General features: G+C 39.1%; 15 protein-coding genes, 3 tRNA genes and 1 riboswitch. Of the genes, 3 read left to right on the plus strand and 15 right to left on the minus strand.

What is annotated here, in order from left to right; genetic code table 11:
- Positions 1-136 precede the first annotated feature (136 nt).
- From HMPREF1504_RS04810 to HMPREF1504_RS04835, 7 genes are all read right to left on the minus strand, one after another.
- Positions 137-535 carry a YbaN family protein gene (locus HMPREF1504_RS04810; RefSeq protein ID WP_009661400.1) on the minus strand — a complete coding sequence of 133 codons (399 nt, stop codon included), beginning with the start codon at positions 533-535 and terminating at the stop codon, positions 137-139.
- Entirely contained in the window at positions 535-1,902 is a 1,368-nt protein-coding gene (locus tag HMPREF1504_RS04815) for a PTS ascorbate transporter subunit IIC (protein WP_005381862.1), read from the minus strand. Before HMPREF1504_RS04815 ends, HMPREF1504_RS04810 begins: the two co-directional genes overlap by 1 nt.
- A gap of 21 nt (positions 1,903-1,923) precedes the next feature.
- Entirely contained in the window at positions 1,924-2,199 is a 276-nt protein-coding gene (locus tag HMPREF1504_RS04820; RefSeq protein ID WP_005381928.1) for a PTS sugar transporter subunit IIB, read from the minus strand.
- Between the two features lie 15 nt (positions 2,200-2,214).
- Positions 2,215-2,670: a PTS sugar transporter subunit IIA gene (locus HMPREF1504_RS04825; protein WP_005381934.1), complete on the minus strand. Its 456-nt coding sequence runs from the start codon at positions 2,668-2,670 to the stop codon at positions 2,215-2,217.
- A gap of 203 nt (positions 2,671-2,873) precedes the next feature.
- Positions 2,874-3,056 carry a hypothetical protein gene (locus HMPREF1504_RS10375; RefSeq protein ID WP_005382859.1) on the minus strand — a complete coding sequence of 61 codons (183 nt, stop codon included), beginning with the start codon at positions 3,054-3,056 and terminating at the stop codon, positions 2,874-2,876.
- Positions 3,057-3,156: 100 nt separating this feature from the next.
- Positions 3,157-4,626: a [FeFe] hydrogenase, group A gene (locus tag HMPREF1504_RS04830; RefSeq protein ID WP_038123880.1), complete on the minus strand. Its 1,470-nt coding sequence runs from the start codon at positions 4,624-4,626 to the stop codon at positions 3,157-3,159.
- A gap of 131 nt (positions 4,627-4,757) precedes the next feature.
- Complete coding sequence (locus HMPREF1504_RS04835) at positions 4,758-6,713, minus strand: ABC-F family ATP-binding cassette domain-containing protein (RefSeq protein WP_038123882.1); 1,956 nt, start codon at positions 6,711-6,713, stop codon at positions 4,758-4,760.
- A gap of 139 nt (positions 6,714-6,852) precedes the next feature.
- Here HMPREF1504_RS04835 and HMPREF1504_RS04840 point away from each other — a divergent pair, with 139 nt between their 5' ends.
- A complete protein-coding gene (locus tag HMPREF1504_RS04840; protein WP_038123889.1) occupies positions 6,853-7,173 on the plus strand; it encodes a hypothetical protein in 321 nt (106 codons plus the stop codon).
- A gap of 96 nt (positions 7,174-7,269) precedes the next feature.
- Here HMPREF1504_RS04840 and HMPREF1504_RS04845 read toward each other — a convergent pair whose 3' ends face one another.
- The 6 genes from HMPREF1504_RS04845 to HMPREF1504_RS04870 form a co-directional block, all read right to left on the minus strand.
- On the minus strand, positions 7,270-8,424 hold the full coding sequence (locus HMPREF1504_RS04845; RefSeq protein WP_038123890.1) for a glycosyltransferase: 1,155 nt from the start codon (positions 8,422-8,424) through the stop codon (positions 7,270-7,272).
- A gap of 97 nt (positions 8,425-8,521) precedes the next feature.
- Positions 8,522-8,821 (minus strand): HU family DNA-binding protein, encoded by a 300-nt coding sequence (locus HMPREF1504_RS04850; protein WP_005381952.1) that lies wholly within the window; start codon positions 8,819-8,821, stop codon positions 8,522-8,524.
- A 52-nt stretch (positions 8,822-8,873) separates the two neighbouring features.
- Positions 8,874-9,653, minus strand: coding sequence for a nucleoside triphosphate pyrophosphohydrolase (gene mazG / locus HMPREF1504_RS04855; RefSeq protein ID WP_005381939.1), 780 nt, complete (start codon positions 9,651-9,653; stop codon positions 8,874-8,876).
- On the minus strand, positions 9,637-11,241 hold the full coding sequence (locus HMPREF1504_RS04860; RefSeq protein WP_038123891.1) for a polysaccharide biosynthesis protein: 1,605 nt from the start codon (positions 11,239-11,241) through the stop codon (positions 9,637-9,639). The genes mazG and HMPREF1504_RS04860 overlap by 17 nt, the downstream gene beginning before the upstream one ends.
- The gene (gene mfd, locus HMPREF1504_RS04865; RefSeq protein WP_038123896.1) at positions 11,238-14,528 is read right to left on the minus strand and encodes a transcription-repair coupling factor; all 3,291 of its coding nucleotides are present in this window, start codon (positions 14,526-14,528) and stop codon (positions 11,238-11,240) included. Before mfd ends, HMPREF1504_RS04860 begins: the two co-directional genes overlap by 4 nt.
- 169 nt (positions 14,529-14,697) lie before the next feature.
- Positions 14,698-14,782 (minus strand) — tRNA-Leu (locus HMPREF1504_RS04870).
- Between the two features lie 442 nt (positions 14,783-15,224).
- Positions 15,225-15,396: riboswitch (cobalamin riboswitch) on the minus strand.
- A 171-nt stretch (positions 15,397-15,567) separates the two neighbouring features.
- On the opposite strand from HMPREF1504_RS04870, the gene HMPREF1504_RS04875 reads away from it, so the two are divergent.
- On the plus strand, positions 15,568-15,846 hold the full coding sequence (locus tag HMPREF1504_RS04875; protein WP_016475901.1) for a helix-turn-helix transcriptional regulator: 279 nt from the start codon (positions 15,568-15,570) through the stop codon (positions 15,844-15,846).
- A 17-nt stretch (positions 15,847-15,863) separates the two neighbouring features.
- Complete coding sequence (locus tag HMPREF1504_RS04880) at positions 15,864-16,316, plus strand: hypothetical protein (RefSeq protein WP_009661397.1); 453 nt, start codon at positions 15,864-15,866, stop codon at positions 16,314-16,316.
- A 571-nt stretch (positions 16,317-16,887) separates the two neighbouring features.
- Here the strand turns inward: HMPREF1504_RS04880 and HMPREF1504_RS04885 are convergent.
- Both HMPREF1504_RS04885 and HMPREF1504_RS04890 read right to left on the minus strand, forming a co-directional pair.
- A tRNA-Arg gene (locus tag HMPREF1504_RS04885) sits at positions 16,888-16,964 on the minus strand.
- A gap of 116 nt (positions 16,965-17,080) precedes the next feature.
- Positions 17,081-17,156 (minus strand) — tRNA-Trp (locus tag HMPREF1504_RS04890).
- Positions 17,157-17,885 lie beyond the last annotated feature (729 nt).

Below are 17,885 nucleotides of genomic sequence, written 5' to 3' on the forward strand. Positions count from 1 at the left end.
TCAATTTTGTAATAATTCATGTAATCTTTATTAAAATACATACAAAATATTCATTTACTCTATATAATGGAATCTGCTAGTACAAAAAAATCCCTCGTATTAAAGTATTCTCTAATACGAGGGATTTAGTATATAGCTAACTATTTTTTGTTTTAACAATAAATAACAATGCTATAACATGAGCAATCCATACAATTGCCATAATAATAAGGGCAACAGGAATATTCCTAGAAAAATAAGCACCTATTAACATGATTGTAGTTACAGAAGCTAAAATGGACAACTTTGTCCGCAACGTCAATGCTTTATCGCGTTCATACGCACCAACTGTCTTTTTATATAATTGGGACTCCAAAAACATTCTGTGAAAGCGTTCAGATCCACGCGCTAAACAAAATAAGGTAAGCATATAAAAAGGAACTGTTGGCAATATTGGTAATACGATACCTGCTGTACCAAGGCAAAAACTGATAGCACCAATGGTCAAGAATATATATCGAATTACTACATTACTATGTTGCTCAGTTGTTTTCATTACTCCTCTTCTACGTAATTAATAACTTTCCCTTTTGTTTTAATGAAATTCGGAATAATAAGAACAAGGGCTGCAATAACAACAACGCCATAAATACCAGCCATGCCAATCCATTCAAAGGCATTACCTAATACGAGGCCTATTACAGCAAAGTCTGCATCACCAAATGTCGTGTTTTGGAAACCTAATTGGCCAAGAACTGGCAATGCTAGTGCTGGCAAGAATGTGATAGCCAAACCATTAAGGAATGCACCTACAGCTGCACCACGGCGACCACCGGTAGCATTACCATAGATACCTGCTGTTGCACCGCAGAAGAAGTGAGGTACAAGACCAGGAATGATGAGTACGCCACCTACAGCACCTAGAATAAGCATACCAATGATACCGCCGATAAAGGAGCTAATAAAGCCTAATACAACGGCTGTTGGCGCATAGGTAAAGAATACGGCACAGTCTACCGCTGGAATTGCATTAGGAATGATTTTTGTAGCAATACCTTGGAATGCTGGAATCAAGTCCCCCAAGATCATACGAACGCCAGAATATACGATAGCTACACCTACAGCAAAGTTCATAGCGCTCATAACTGCAAATAGGTATGGGCTCATAGAACCGGATAAGGTTGCTACGAATTCAGAACCCGCTGCAATAGCGGCAATCAAATAAAAGACAATCATAGTCAAGGCAGTAGATAACGTAGAATCACGTAAGAAACCCCATTTTTCAGGAATCTCAATATCTTCTGTACTTTCTTCTGCCTTACCTACGTATTTTGCCACCCATGCAGATAGATAGTAACCTAAACTACCAAAGTGGCCCAATGCAATTTCATCGCCATCGGTAACTTTAGAAGTATAGCTTTGACCGATAGCTGGAGAAATAGCGGACCAAGCGCCCATTAAGAAGCCACCAACAAGAATCAATTCAATACCAGATAAACCTGCAGTACCAAGCACGGCAGACATTAAGCAAGCCATAAATAAACTGTGGTGACCTGTAAGGAATACATACTTAAATTTGGTGAAACGAGCAATTAATAAGTTCATCAATAAGCCTACAACGAGGATAGACATCGTTTCAACACCAAGCACCTTTTGTGCTACCGCTACGATAGCTTCATTATTTGGCACAACACCGGTAATATGGAATCCGTGTTCAATCATTTTTCCAAGTGGATCAAGATTGCTAACGATAACACCTGCACCAGCAGCAAGCATTAAATAGCCGAGAATTGGTTTTAATGTACCAGTCATAATCTTATGAAATGGTCGTTTCAAAGCGATTAAACCAACGCAGGACATAATACCAATCAACAACGCTGGCTGACTCAATACATCTCGTAAGAATTCTAATATCATTTCCATAGAATTATCTCCCTCTATGAATTACTTAGCGATTTGTTGTAATCGTTCCAAAATATCTTCTTTAATTTTCTTTTTATTAATATAACTACGTACAATAGCTACATCCTTGTCTTCAAATTGTTCTGCTAATTCCTTTACAGTAACAATTAAATCGGCCTTGCGACCTTGAGCCGCATTAAAATCGATTGATTCTACTTGCGCTTCGATATTATTTTCAGCACAAATTTCTTCAATTTTCATTTTTAGCATCAAACTAGAACCGATGCCATTACCACATACAGTTAAAATGGAAATCATAGTTTACCTCCAAAATTACGCTTCATCAAGATGTTCCGATAAAAAAGCTTGTACATCTTCAATACTTTCAAAATTTACCGCTGCATCAAGAAATTCTTCATCTTCAAAGAGCGTCGCAATATCTGTAAGCAATTGAATGTGTTCTTCCTTATTCGGTGCACATAAAAATACCGCTACTGATACAGGATCATTTTCTGGGCTACCAAAATCGATAGGCTTTTCTAACGTTACCAGAGCCGTACCTACTTGCTTAGCCCCCATCTCTGGACGCGCATGAGGCATAGCAAGACCCGGTGCCAATACGATGTACGGCCCCATGTCACGAACTACATCAATCATAGCCTCTGTGTATGTAGGTTCTGTAAAACCAGCATCGACCATGAGCTGACCACCGTGACGAATTACATCTTCCCATGTCTCAGCAGGATAATGAAACGATACATTATCCTCTGATAATAAATCTTGTAACAAGCTAACACCTCCTATACTCACAACTTGTATACTCATATTATAACTAGGTATAGTTAAAATTCCTATACCTTATGTATTTATTTACAAAAAAAGTTAGACCCCAAAAGGGTCTAACTTTCGATTATTCACATGGCATGTATAAGAGTTGCTATTATTGGAAGAGTACAAAAAAGATATTTTATATACATATGCCATGTCAATATTTAGTTATTCAAGTACTCTAAGTGTTGCTTATTAGATGCATCTGTACGCGTTCTAATAGCCTCTACTAATGGTTTCAGGATTTGATATTCCTCGTCTGTCAAACGGAACGAGCGACATTCGCGTTTGTACATACGAGGTCTACGACCAGAACCTTCTCTCTGTCCGCCCCATGTCATTAACATATACCTCTCTCTAAGGACCATTATATTATTGTCTCTCACAATAATTAGTATATGCTATTTTATGCGGTTTTTCAAGATTTTTATTCAAATTTATAAACAATTAATTATTTGCTTCTGCAGCCGCTTTTGCAGCTTCTGCTGCTTTTTTCAAATTAGGTACAGACGTTGGACATGTAGCAGGTGTACATGCACCATTAGGACCTAAATCTTCAGAGCGATTTACAAATGTTGTATGTAACATGTGATGAGCTTTATGGCTCATAGGTTTGCCATCGAAGAACTCAGCATATAATTTTTGGATATCTGGATTATCACAAGCTGCTTTCACTTGTACCTCTGCATCACGAGTATACAAGGACGCAATACGAGCTTCACGAGCCTTATCAGCCATTGGTAATTTAACGCGTGGTTGACCACCACCACCGATACAGCCACCACGACAAGCCATTACTTCAATGAAGTCATAATGGATATTTTCTGCACGCATGCGTTCGATGAATTTACGCAAGTTGCCCGTACCATGAACAGCCGCCACATGTAATGTTTTATCACCAATCACAACATCTGCTTCACGAGCACCGTCCATACCACGAATTGCTTCGAATGGAATCAATGTTTGAGGTGCATCTTCACCAGTTGCTAGTTTGTAAGCCGCACGCATAGCCGCTTCCATAACGCCACCAGTATTACCGAAGATGATACCACCACCAGATGCTTCACCCATCAATGGATCAAATGCAGAATCTTCTAATTCATCAAAGTTGATTTCTTCTGCACGTAACCATTTTGCAAGTTCACGTGTAGTAATACAGTAGTCTGTATCGCGCATTTCTGGTACATCCCAGTATTCAGCAGAGGAATTCATTTCGTCACGACGAATTTCGAATTTCTTAGCTGTACAAGGTGTTACTGCAACAGCAACGATTTGTTTTGCATCAAGGCCCATTTTTTCAGCAAAATATGTTTTTTGTGTAGGCGCTTGCATTGCAATTGGACTCTTAGCAGTAGACAAGTTTGGCAAGAATTCTGGGTAGAATGTTTCAGCAAACTTAACCCAAGCAGGGCAACAAGATGTGAATTGAGGCAATACGGAATCACTATTGATAACGCGTTCCAACAACTCAGATGCTTCCTCCATGATAGTCATGTCAGCACCAAAGTTTGTATCTAAAATATAGTCGCCACCCAATTTACGAAGAGCAGCTACCATTTTACCTTCTACGAATGTACCTGCATCAAGGCCAAACTCTTCACCTAAGCCAACACGTACAGCAGGTGCAGTTTGGAAAACGACGATTTTGTTAGGATCTGCAATAGCAGCCTTAACTTCATCAATTTCAGAACGTTCATTAATGGAATCGAATGGACAAATAGATGCACATTGACCGCAATGGATACAAATTGGATGATCTCCATTAGTTGTCAAATCATAATAGTCGAATACGCCCATATCAACAGCGCATGCTTTACGGCACAAAGAACAGTTTTTACATTTAGATAAATCTTGCACAATGGCAATATTGCCTTCTTCAATAGGCACACGACGATCTAAAAATTGGTACTTACTCATGTTTCCTCCTACTTAGGTAACGTTGTTATCGTTAATCGATGAAATTATACTACAAAATGTGATTTTTATCAATGATTCTGAAAGTAATTCCTATGCATATCAGGTATTAAAAAATCGCATAAAATAAAGATTTATAGACGTTCTTCTAATTCCATCCATCGTTCAGTCAATGTATCGATTTGAGATTGTGTCTCTTCTCGTTCAGCCATGAGGGTTTGCATTTTTTCATAGTCCGTACCGGCTTGGCCAATCATGACATCCAACCCTTTAACAAGATGTTCTAGTTTTGGCAGTTCCTCCATAATCGATGCATATTCTGCCTCTTCAGCCTTATTGAGGCCTTTCTTTACAGGACTTTCTGTATGACTAGATTCAGTACTAGAGGATGCACCAATTGTATCCATAGAATCAGATTCTGCCTCAGTTCTATGAGTACTAGCACTCTGTTGTTCAGGTACATAGAATGGTGAATTGTTACTTTCACCAATGTCAGCCTTATAATCAGAATAAGATCCGTGAACGATATCGATACGACCATTGCCTGTAAATACAAATAATTTATCTACCACGCGGTCTAGGAAATAGCGATCATGGCACACGGTTATGATAACGCCACTGAAGGAATCAAGAAAATCCTCTAATACCTCTAGTGTAGGGATATCTAAGTCATTAGTCGGTTCATCCAAGAGAAGTACATTAGGCGCACTCATAAGCAATTTTAAAAGGTACAATCTACGACGCTCACCACCAGATAATTTACGAATAGGCACACCATGTAATTCAGGGGTGAATAAAAAGCGTTCTAAAATTTGACCTGCACTTAACGTTGTGCCATCACCAAGCGACATATAGGAATGATCCTCTTTTATATAATCAAGGACACGCATATTTTCATCAAATTTAGGCAATTCCTGTTTAAAGTGTGCAATGCGAACAGTCTCGCCTTTGCCAATAGTTCCTGATACTGGCTCATAGGTGCCATCGATGATTTTCATAAATGTCGATTTACCAACCCCATTGGGACCTACGATACCAATGCGGTCATGACGCACCACGTGATATGTAAAATCATCAACCATAGGGCGTCCATCAAAATCAAAGGATAAATGTTCAATGTCAAAAATAGTCTTGCCCAATCGAGTCTTTAAGGCAATCGGATCCATTTGATCAGGACGTCTAGTTTTCTCCATATTTTTAAGCGTTTCATACCGTTGCAAACGGGCCTTTTGTTTGGTACTACGGGCTTGAGCACCACGGCGTACCCATTCGATTTCCCGCTTTAAAAATTGACAGCGTTTCTCCTGGGTTGCAGCTTGGCGTGCCTCACGGTCTGCTTTCAATTCAATAAATTTTTCATAATTCCCTTCGTACTCATACATGTGACGATTAGATAATTCCAAAATACCATTACATACGGAGTCTAAAAAATATCGGTCATGAGTACTGATTAAAAGACCACCTTGACGATTGCTTAAATATGTTTCGAGCCACTCGATACTATCTTCATCCAAATGATTAGTAGGTTCATCTAAGAGGAGTAAATCACAAGGGTATAATAAGGCTTGTCCTAACGCCAATCGACGTTTTTGACCACCCGATAATAAGCTAACTGACATATTGACATCGTGAAAGCCCAATTTACTCAAAATGATACGCGCCTCTTGCTCTACTTGCCATCCATCTTGGGTATCCATTTCTTCTAAGCACTGCATATAATGACGCTCAATACGTTCATCAGATACGCCCTGTTCTTGTATATAATGGTAATCGCGACTGGCCTTATCAAATCGTTTTACCATTTGTAATCGCGGATGGTCACCATCTAAAATGGCTTCCAATAAGGTATTACCTTCATCAAAACTTGGCGTTTGTGCTAAATAATGAATGGTAGCCTTGCCATTGCGCTCAATAGTACCCTTATCACACTCCATCTGGCCTGTTAAAATCTTTAAAAAGGTTGATTTACCAGTTCCATTGATTCCCACAAGTCCCAATCGTTTTTGATTTGTAAATGTTATGGACACATCGGTAAATAACAATCGTGTGCCATACGATTTCTCTATATTCTGTAAACAAATTACATTCATACCCGTACTCCTCTATTATCATTATGTTATTTATTATACTACAGATTTTCATTGACAGTCATACACCGCATCAGTAGAATACAGATAGATAACTAGACAGTAATCCAACATGATAAGTACATACTATTAGGAGGTTCTCATGGCAACAGATACAATATTAGATTTTTATGATGCTCTAGATTTTGAAATTATCGACTTTGATGGTTATGATACACTTTTTGTTGAACTACTAGACGATGGTACTTATGCAACTGTATCCGACGACGATGGTCATATGCCAGATACACTCGATACCCCAATCGTATTCAATGTATATGACGATACCGATTCATTCCAATGGAGTGTAAGCCTTAATGATTCTTATCAATTACAAGCACTACTGGAGGAACATACTTCAACAGAAGATTTCTTAAACGCATTACAAATGATACGTACAGAAAATATTGAAAACTATCAATAATTTCGTACGCGAATAATAAAAAGGTCATCCCCAAGCTAATGGTTACCTAATCCATACATATGGTGGGTAAATTAGTTTCGGGGATAACCTTTTTATTTATAGTATTTCTAACTCGCACTTAGTAGAAATTGCATCTGTTTTTGTATCTAGAATATGAATGAGTTCGTTTACGATATTAGCAGCACCATCTACATGCCAAGCACGTGCTTGTTCAGACATTTGTTGTAACCGTGGCGGATTGATTAACAATGCAGCCACTACGTCCTCTAAATTATGTATATCTCTAGCCCAACGCGCACAACCTCGCTCTTCTAATAGCTCCGCATTAGCCTCTTCTTGACCGGGAATAGCATTAAAGAAAACCATAGGAAGCCCAATGGTAACAGCCTCCATACAGGTCAATGCACCAGGCTTTGTAACGAGCATAGTCGCTGAGTGCATTAGCTCAGAAATATTAGATGTATAACCGTATACAGTGGTCTTCGTTTTCATCCGTACACTAAGATTTACTAGAGACTCATAGAGCGATGTATTCTGTCCCGCTACGACAGTAATCTCATCAATACCATTGACCGCATCTAAATGTTGAAGTGCAATCTCTAATGAACCTAAGCCTAATCCTCCCCCCATAACGAGAACCTTAACAGGGGATTTCATTTCATAGTGATCGATGGCATCCTTAAAGAATGATCTACGCACCGGAATACCGGATACATGGATTTTATTCTGCTCAATACCGACGGCCGTCATTTCTCCTACCATGTCCTCTGTAGCGACAAAATAGGTATCTACTTGAGGGTAAATCCAGAATTGGTGACTACTGAAATCCGTTAGGATGGCCACTAACGGGACATCAATATGGCCTTGGCGTTTCAAAATACAGGCGGCTCCACACGGAAATGGGTGCGTGAATACAATCACATCAGGCTTCTCTTGTTGAATAAGCTTCAACATACGACTTTTAAGAATATAGGACAAAACGGTTTGTAAAATAGTCCCTTTTTTCTCCCCCTTTGATACACGATAAATCATATCGTATAACATAGGAAATACGTCAATCATCTTAATGTATGTACCCTTGATAAGATGTTCTACTGACATAGTTTCCGTATCAAGAAAATCCACATGGCTAATCTCTGCCTGTGGTTCTTTTAATTTCCAATATTCTTCTATCGCCCTTGCGGCCTGCATATGACCTGTCCCAATAGAGGCAGATACAATGAGGACCTTCCGTGATTGTTCTGTAGTCATAATCTATCCTTTCCTTGTGATTATACCACATAAACAAGAAAAAATAACATAGACGAAAAAAGAGACCCTATCGGGTCTCTTTTACATCTTATTCAGATTATTTTTTGCGTTTTTTTGCAGGAGCTGCGTTAACTTGTTCTTTCAAACCTTTACCAGCTTTGAATGCAGGAGATTTGGAAGCTTTAATAGTGATAGTTTTACCGTTTTGTGGGTTGCGGCCTTCACGAGCAGCGCGTTCACGAACTTCGAAAGTACCGAAGCCGATAACTTGAACTTTACCACCAGCAGCTAATTCTTCAGCAACTGTGTCGAATACAGCTTTTACCGCTTTTTCAGCGTCTTTTTTAGTCAATTCAGTTTTTTGTGCAACACTTGCGATTAATTCTGTTTTATTCATGACAGAACCTCCTTAAAAATACAATACCCGAGATTACTAACATACCTCTAGGTTACTTTTCCTGCACTTTAGCCTCCTCCCAAAAAGCATCCAGCTCAGCTAATGAAAAGTCTTCCCATGAGCGATCGCTTTGGTTAACACAAGCTTCTACATGTGAAAAACGCTGTCGGAACTTAGTGTTTGTGCGATTCAGTGCATTTTCACCGCTTATTTTATACCATCTAAAGAGATTAATCAAGGAAAAAAGCACATCTCCAGCCTCTTTTTCCATATTTTCTCTATCTTTTAAGGCCACAGCCTCCTTAAATTCACCAATTTCTTCACTTACTTTTGCCCAAATTGGCTCCAGCTCATCCCAGTCAAAACCTACCTTTCCGGCCTTATCTTGTAGCTTTTGAGCAGCTACCAATGCAGGTAAACCCTTGGATACTCCATCTAATACACTTTTTCGTATATTTCCCTTTTCTTGCGCTTTTAATTCATCCCAAGTGTATGTTTTTCCTTTATTGTCAGGATTTTCTTCTGGAAATACATTAGGATGACGATGAATCATCTTCTCAGTTACGTCATTTATTACATCTTGTAATGTAAAAGCTCCTGATTTTTCAGCAAGACTACTATGAAACACGATTTGTAATAATACATCACCTAGCTCTTCACGCAGATTATCCATATCTTTATTATCAATGGCATCCACTACTTCGTAGGTTTCTTCAATAAAATAACGGCGCAATGATTCATGAGTTTGCACCTTATCCCAAGGGCATCCATTAGGAGAGCATAATTTTTGTACCACCTCTACAAGAGGTTGTATATCAATATTGGTCTTCATAGATTTGATTCTCCTCTGCTTGGCGTTTACGCAATCGTTTTCCAATAACAGGCATATGATACATATCATCCATTACGATAGCCTTAGTAATCCAAAGAGATAGTATATATACAATGAAAGCAATAAGGATGGATATAGCTACGGCAGCACCATTACCAACCATATCGACAAGGAACATAAAGCTAACTTGTGTAGCACCACCCATAGCCATAGCGGAAATGATGATTTTCAATAGGTTCATACATTGAATAATACTACCTACATACCGTTTTACGAATACTAGATTAATTAAGGCAGCGATGGCGAAGTTTAAGTTCGTAGCCCATGCAGCACCATTAATACCGAGTTCAATGGACCCGGTCAATTGATAGTCTAAGATAGCTTTCACCATAAGCCCTATAAAAATAGACAGCATAGGAATAATGGTGCGCCCTAATCCTTGTAATATACCAGCCGTAATCTGTTGCCATCCTAAAAAGATAATACTAAGGCTGATCACGGCAATAACGGGACCTGCATTGGGCGTTGCATATATTAACTGAGAAATAGGCGTTGCCAATACGCATAAGCCTATACAAGCTGGTATAGCAAATAAATTGGCAATCTTCATCGCTGTGCTAGCACGCTCGATTATACGACCCTTATTCTCCGTTGCATGCGCTTCGGATACAGCCGGTACAAGGCTCGCTGCGAGAGCCGTCGTTAAAATAATAGGTAATCCAATTAATGACGTGGCCATCCCTGTCAAATATCCAAACTGTGTAGTCGCCTCATGTAAATAGTAGCCAATATCCATCAATCGTTTTGGAACGATAAAAGTATCAATTAAAGATACCATAGGCAACATAATATTGGCCATGGAAACGGGAATGGCTAGGGCAAATAAACGTTTAATAACAGCACTGGTACGTTCTATAGGTGCCTCTTCATTTTGCTCACTTAGCATCTGCTGACGCAAACTACGTTGAGACCTATAAAAATACACAAGTACGATTAAACCCGCTAATACGCCCGGAAATGTGGCAAAGGTAGCGCCACCTGCGGCCAGATGTAATCCGGAGTCGATAAAATAGTACGCAAGCCCCACCATGGACCCTACGCGAAATATTTGTTCAAAAACCTGACTTGTCCCGGTAGGAACCATATATTGGAAACCTTGGAAATAGCCTCTAAAACAGCTTAAAATAGTGACAACAATAATAGCCGGCGATAATAATTGAATCGGTATTAAAGCCCTTGAATCCGTTATAATGTTCCATTTTATAAGCCATTCTGCACTAGCATAAAGTCCCACACTAAATATAATACCTACTAGTGTAAGCACCCGTAAGGATACATTAAAAACTTGTTGTACCCCACGCATATCTCTATTCGCCAATTTTTCAGCAATCATAATGGAGATTGCCACAGGAATCCCTGCAGCCGAAATACTAACTATAATCTGGTATATCGGATAGGCCATCATATAGAGACCTATCCCCTCGCCTCCAAGAATACGAGCGACGAGTACCTTACTGAAAGCACCAATAATTTTAACGATAACACCAGCTATTGTTAAAATCATGGCTCCCTTTAAAAATCGGTTCATAGGCCCCCCTTAGATTTCTTTGACAACTCCTTCATCACCGCTTCTGTAATCGTTAAAATAGATCCCTTTAATCCATTCAAACTAATATATAATGACGCCGGTTTTGTATCCATGAACTTCATTTTCTTCCATAAATCTTCGCGAACAGCACCCATATCCCAATCGGCCATTTTTGAATCATCTTGCCAATGGATGATGAGCTGACCCTCGCGATGAACGATGCTCTTAATCCCCAACAAACGAGCCTGTTCCTTAATTTGAGCGACTCGTAGTAAACGATCTACCGGATCCGTTGGTGTACCAAAACGGTCGATAAGTTCATCCGTCAAATCATCAAGCTGCGCTTTATTCTTGATTTGTAACATCCGTTGATATACAGAAATCTTGCGCGCACTATCCTTGATATAGGCATCATCTATGAAAGCATCAATTTCAAGGTCAATGGCAGGATCTGGTACTATCTCTTTAACGACCTCTTTATTTTGTGCTTTCGCAATGGCTTCCTCTAACATAGATACATACATGCCAAAGCCGACCGATGCGATATTACCATGTTGTTGTGAACCTAATAGATTACCAGCCCCACGAATTTCCAAATCGCGCATAGCCAGTTTAAATCCTGCCCCTAATTCTGTGAATTCTTCGATGGCTTTTAAACGTTTTTCTGCCGCTTCTGAAAGCATCTTATCAGGTCGATACATGAAATATGCATAGGCGCGTCGTCTAGACCGACCTACACGGCCACGCATTTGATAGAGTTGAGATAAGCCTAAACGATCCGCATCGTATATGATAATCGTATTGGCATTTGGTATATCAAGGCCTGTTTCAATGATGCTTGTACTGAGCAATACATCATAATGACCTTCATAGAAATCGGTCATAATTTCTTCGATTTGACGGCCTGTCATCTGTCCATGTGCAATAGCATAACGCAAATCTGGCAACGCCTGTTCTAATAGTTCACCCATATGATTAATCGATGCTACCCGATTATACACGAAGTAAACCTGTCCCCCTCGAGCAAGTTCTCGTTTAATTGCATCAGCTATGAGATTCATATCGTATTCTACTACATAGGTCTGTACTGGTAGTCGATCCTCTGGAGGTGTACTAATGACCGACATTTCACGAACACCTACAAGAGACATATGAAGTGTCCGTGGAATAGGTGTCGCACTTAAGGTAAGGACGTCAATATTACTAGCCCATTCCTTCCATTTTTCCTTTTGTGCTACGCCAAAACGTTGTTCTTCATCTACGACAAGGAATCCTAAATCTTTGAATTTTACCTTTTTATTTAACAAGGAATGCGTGCCGATTAAGATATCGATAGAACCATTTTCGACGCCCTTTAGCACCTCTTTCTTCTCCGCTGTAGAACGGAATCGATTGAGTACATCTACCTTTACACCAAATGGATTAAATCGATTTAAAAACGTTTGGTAATGTTGCTGAGCTAATACAGTAGTTGGTACCAATACGGCCACTTGCTTACCGCTCACAACGGCCTTAAAGATGGCACGCATAGCGACCTCTGTTTTACCAAAGCCCACATCCCCCGCTAACAAGCGATCCATCGGTGTTGGTCGTTCCATGGATTCTTTAATTTCTCGCGTAGCTTGTAATTGGTCCTCTGTTTCCTCATAAGGAAAGGCATCTTCAAATTCTTGTTGCCACGGTTGATCCGGCAAGAACGCAAATCCTTCTGTAATTTCCCGTTTCGCATACAGTTCAACTAGCTTATCCGCCAAATCATCAATGGATTTCTGTGCCTTTGTAACCGCTTTACGCCAATCGCTACCACCCATCTTATGAATGCGAGGTACATCGCCTTCATTGCCGATATACTTTTGCAATTGATCTAAATTACTAGCAGGCAAATACAGTCTATCTGTTCCGGCATACGCAATTTCAATGTAGTCTCGATGGATACCTTCTGTTTCAATCGTTTTTAAGCCCACATATTTACCGATACCATGCATGCTGTGAACAACGTAATCGCCGACCGATAAATCCGTAAAATAATTAATTTCTTGGCCTTTTTTAGGCTTATTGCGAAGTTTGCGTTTTTGCTGCCCGTAAATATTGCCTTCTACAACGACGACTAAATGGCTATGCGGTAATTCAAAGCCATCAGTTAATAAGCCTTGCATAACGTGAACCGTATTAGGCTCAAAATCCCAGCTTTCACAAAGCTTATACGGAATGGCATCACCATGCAAAGTCTTTTCTATGCCTTCACGGCGCTGCAAATTATTAATCACAAGCACAACTTGATTGCCCAGCTTTTGCCACTGCTTGATTTCATCCATCAACAATGGAATTTGACGCTCAAAGCTCGTCATCGTTTTACCTTGAATGCCAATCGGATAAAATCCAGCTAGCCCTATAGAACGCTGTTGCATGAATGTGAAAGCCACCTCAATCTTAGCATCTACAGAGCGTTGTAATTCAGACCATTCACAATGTTGCTTGCGATGTGTTGTATCTTCTTTTAAGAATTTCTTCAATGCTTCTTGAATGCGCACCGGTTCATCATAAATGATAAGTCCATCCTTTGCATAAGATAGCAATGTACTATCTGCGTCATCACTAGTTAAGAAGAATGGTGTTACCGTATAGGCATCTACCGTTTCAATAGACCGTTGTGTATCTACGGAGAAATGGCGCATCGTGTCGATTTCATCGCCAAAGAATTCCATACGTATTGGATCATCACTATTCACAGGGAAGATATCAAAAATATCTCCGCGCACAGAAAAATGACCACGTTGTTCTACCTGGTCTACGCGTTCATATCCAATTTTAACTAATTTTTCTAACAGCTCATCTCGCTCTATAGATTGAGAAACCTCAAGATGCACACTTTGAGATATAACATATTGAGGACTCACTACATATTGCGTGGCCTCTTCTATTGTAGCGAGGACTACAACAGGACGATTCCAGGCCAACATACTGAGCGCTCGCATTTGAGCCCCTTGTCCTTCAAGGCTACGAGCTACGGTAGTAAATTCTACACGTTCTGTAATGGGAAATGGCAATACCTGCACATTAGGCCAGAAAAACGCCAAATCCCGTTCCCACAATTCTTTATGTTCTTTATCGTGCACCACGATAATAATAGATTGTACTTGTTCCTCTGGAACAGCACAACTTAAGAGGAACGACTTTTGCGATCCGCTTAAACCATATATAACTGACTTTCCCTTTTGGCGAAACGCCTTTAGCCCATCTGTCATAGATGGGTTTTGTGAAAGCAGTGTATCAATTGAAGTATCCATACTGCACCATATATAATGATTATCTATATAATATCTTAAACATATCTGTTACAAGTACAATAGTACTGATAATTTATTATAGCATATTTACGAATATGCAAAAAAACACCTATCTTCTTGAATAGATGTAAATGGGCAAAAAAAAAGCACCTACAGGTGCAAATATAGTTGGTGCGGGAGAAGGGACTTGAACCCCCACGCCGTAAGGCGCCAGATCCTAAGTCTGGTGCGTCTGCCAATTCCGCCACTCCCGCGTACCGACTGAAATTATAATACCACTTATTATATATGACGTCAATCATTTTTTGTAATTTTTATAAGACTTCATCATACCTATATAATTAAATACATATGTAATAACAATTTCAAGATACTTATATATCCATCAATGTCTCAATGTCAAAATTTGAAAGATCAAAAAAAGAGATGGTCCAAACACCTAACCTAGGTGCTAGGACCATCTCTCTTTTTAGGATGATGATGAATAAATGCATGCCCTACATTTACCAATAAATATATTAACAGACATAACAAAAGCCATGCTGATAATACCAAACGGTATATTCACCATGACTGCTCTAACAATACAGAGATTATAATTTGTGTACTACAAAACATCATTTACACAAAAAAATCCTTTTTACGGGTACGTAAAAAGGGAGTCTCAAACTTCTCCTCCCTATCACTCGTAGGTCAAATGGTGAATGTTGAATAGGCAGTTCTCCTGACTCGGTGTCAACGCTCATCTAGCCTTCCCAGTTTCCCAGTGACTTAATTAGACTCGCTCAACCATACAGTGGCGGGACCGTGCTGGCCTTTAACCAGCTTCTCTATTATGCTTTTCAGCACCTATTCCCAAATATGATGTTGTCTATGTGTTTATATTATCACCGTATGTTACTTTCGTCAAACCTTTTTTACATTTTCATAAATAAATATTTATAATACACTAATAACAAAAGACTATATTTCAATCTATCTATTATCTCATCATGCTTTCATGTATAATGATAGAGTAATTTACATTATGGAGGTCATTATGTATATCGGAGACATTATAAAAGCATTCCGCGAGGAACATCAACTTTCACAAGAAACATTTGCAGCAAAAGCAGGTTTAACAGTTAGCGAAATCAATACACTAGAACAAAACTTTCAAGACGGGTCTTCTACACCCGTACCAGTTGCGATTCGACAAATAAAAGGCATTGCTCAAGCCATGGAACAACCAATGCCGGTTATCATGAGTCAAATACCATCCAACCAACAAGTTGTGGTCAACGTCGTCGCTGAATCAGATCAGCCTCATGCCAAATAAGGAGCAAACACCACACTATGAAAAAATTAGCTATTCTAACGCTTACATTCCTTGCCTTAACGGGTAGTGCCTACGCAGTTAATATAGGTGACCTAGAGAACGCTAGAGGCTATTCCTATATGTATCGCATGAACGGCCAACAATACTATGCAGATAATCGCGTCATCGTCCGTGCAGGCGAAGGCAATAACTACGAAATCATCGCAAAAACATATAGCCATCAAGGCGCCATGTATTACATGACAGAATATATCAATCATTACTATTTCAACCAAGATGCTGATACCATCTATTGGACACAAGATGAAATCAATCTAATTGATGCTCGTACAGGTCAAATTCTACGTAGAAACATTAAGAAAAACCCTAAGCTAAAAGAATTAAAACCAGACACCTATGGTTATATGCAAGCCATCTATTCTAAAAATATGGCAATTGCTGCAGGACAATTAAAAGAAGTATCCAACTAACAAAACGGAGCTGTTAATACAAAGCAGCTCCGTTTTATTATTGTTAAGCCTCCGTATATAAGGTCCTACAAATTAGTACAGGCCTGTTCTATCTCTGAGTTGGCCTATCTATATGAGGCCTACGAATTAGAACAGGCCTGTACTATCTCTTAGATGGCCTATCTATATGGGGTCCTACAAATTAGAACAGGCCTGTACTATCTCTGAGACGACCTATCCATATAGGCTCCCTACGAATTAGAACAGACCTGTTCTATCTCTGAGATGGCCTATCTATATGAGGCCTACAAATTAGAACAGGCCTGTTCTATCTCTGAGACGACCTATCTATATAGGGTCCTACGAATTAGAACAGGCCTGTTCTATCTCTGAGACGACCTATCCATATAGGCTCCCTACGAATTAGAACAGGCCTGTACTATCTCTGAGTTGGCCTATCTATATGAGGCCTACAAATTAGAACAGGCCTGTTCTAATTCTAAAAAGGCACTTAAGTTAATATTAGTCAATAAGATCCATAAAATATAGTTAGACAAATAAAAAAACTCACACATTCGTGTGAGTTTTATTTTGGTGACCCAGAAGGGATTCGAACCCCTGGCCTTTTGATTCGTAGTCAAACGCTCTATCCAGCTGAGCTACTGAGTCATGTACTTGGTACTTGATTATATTAACATAATGACTAGCTTTTTGCAAGCATTATTTTAATATTTTTAAGTAACTTTTTTATAGAATTGCGACCCGAAGGTCGCAGCTCTAAAGTTTGGCAGGGGCAGTAGGACTTGAACCCACAACCAACGGTTTTGGAGACCGCTACTCTACCAATTGAGCTATACCCCTATGCACATCAAGTGTACTTGATACTTGAATATAATACCAAGAAGCGCCCCCATCTGTCAAGGTAATTCTAAGATATTTAAGAATTTCATCTTTTTTATATAATATATAAATTACTATCAAAATACAAAGATAATTGTCCCCTCACTTTCATGTATACAAACAGATAATTATTCTATAACAATACTATTTATACGAAAAAAGGAAAGAGCCCTTTCGGGCTCTTTTTGTCTACTTAACTTTTATCTTTATATATACGGGAGATGGTATATATAATTAGAGAGTTTTGTATATGTATTGTTTTTTATACACAGGGAGAGTATTGTTGTGTATTTAAGTGTTGTTTTATGTGTTGTATTGTTTTGTGTTGTGTTGTTTGTATTATTTGTAAAAGGGACAGATAAAAGTTATTAAGTAGTAGACCTCCATTTCCTAGTTGATCTCAATCAACTATTGATAGTATAAAGATTCTATATGAATTATGAGTGAATAGAATTTAAACAAATTGTAAAATGAGTAATTTTTTGTGCATATTTAAATATGATGTGTGAATCACAAACGTCTCTACGCGCCTCTATCACCCCATACTCTATTTTCTCAGGTACGCTGGTCGGACTCTACATGTAAGTATATATAACAAAAAAGGCTAACCATTTGGTTAGCCTTTTTTAGCTTAATCAGCGACTTCCTATCCTCCCAGGCCGTCTCCAGCCAAGTACTTTCGGCGTTTGC

The organism is Veillonella sp. ICM51a, assembly GCF_000524355.1.
Lineage (GTDB): Bacteria > Bacillota > Negativicutes > Veillonellales > Veillonellaceae > Veillonella > Veillonella atypica.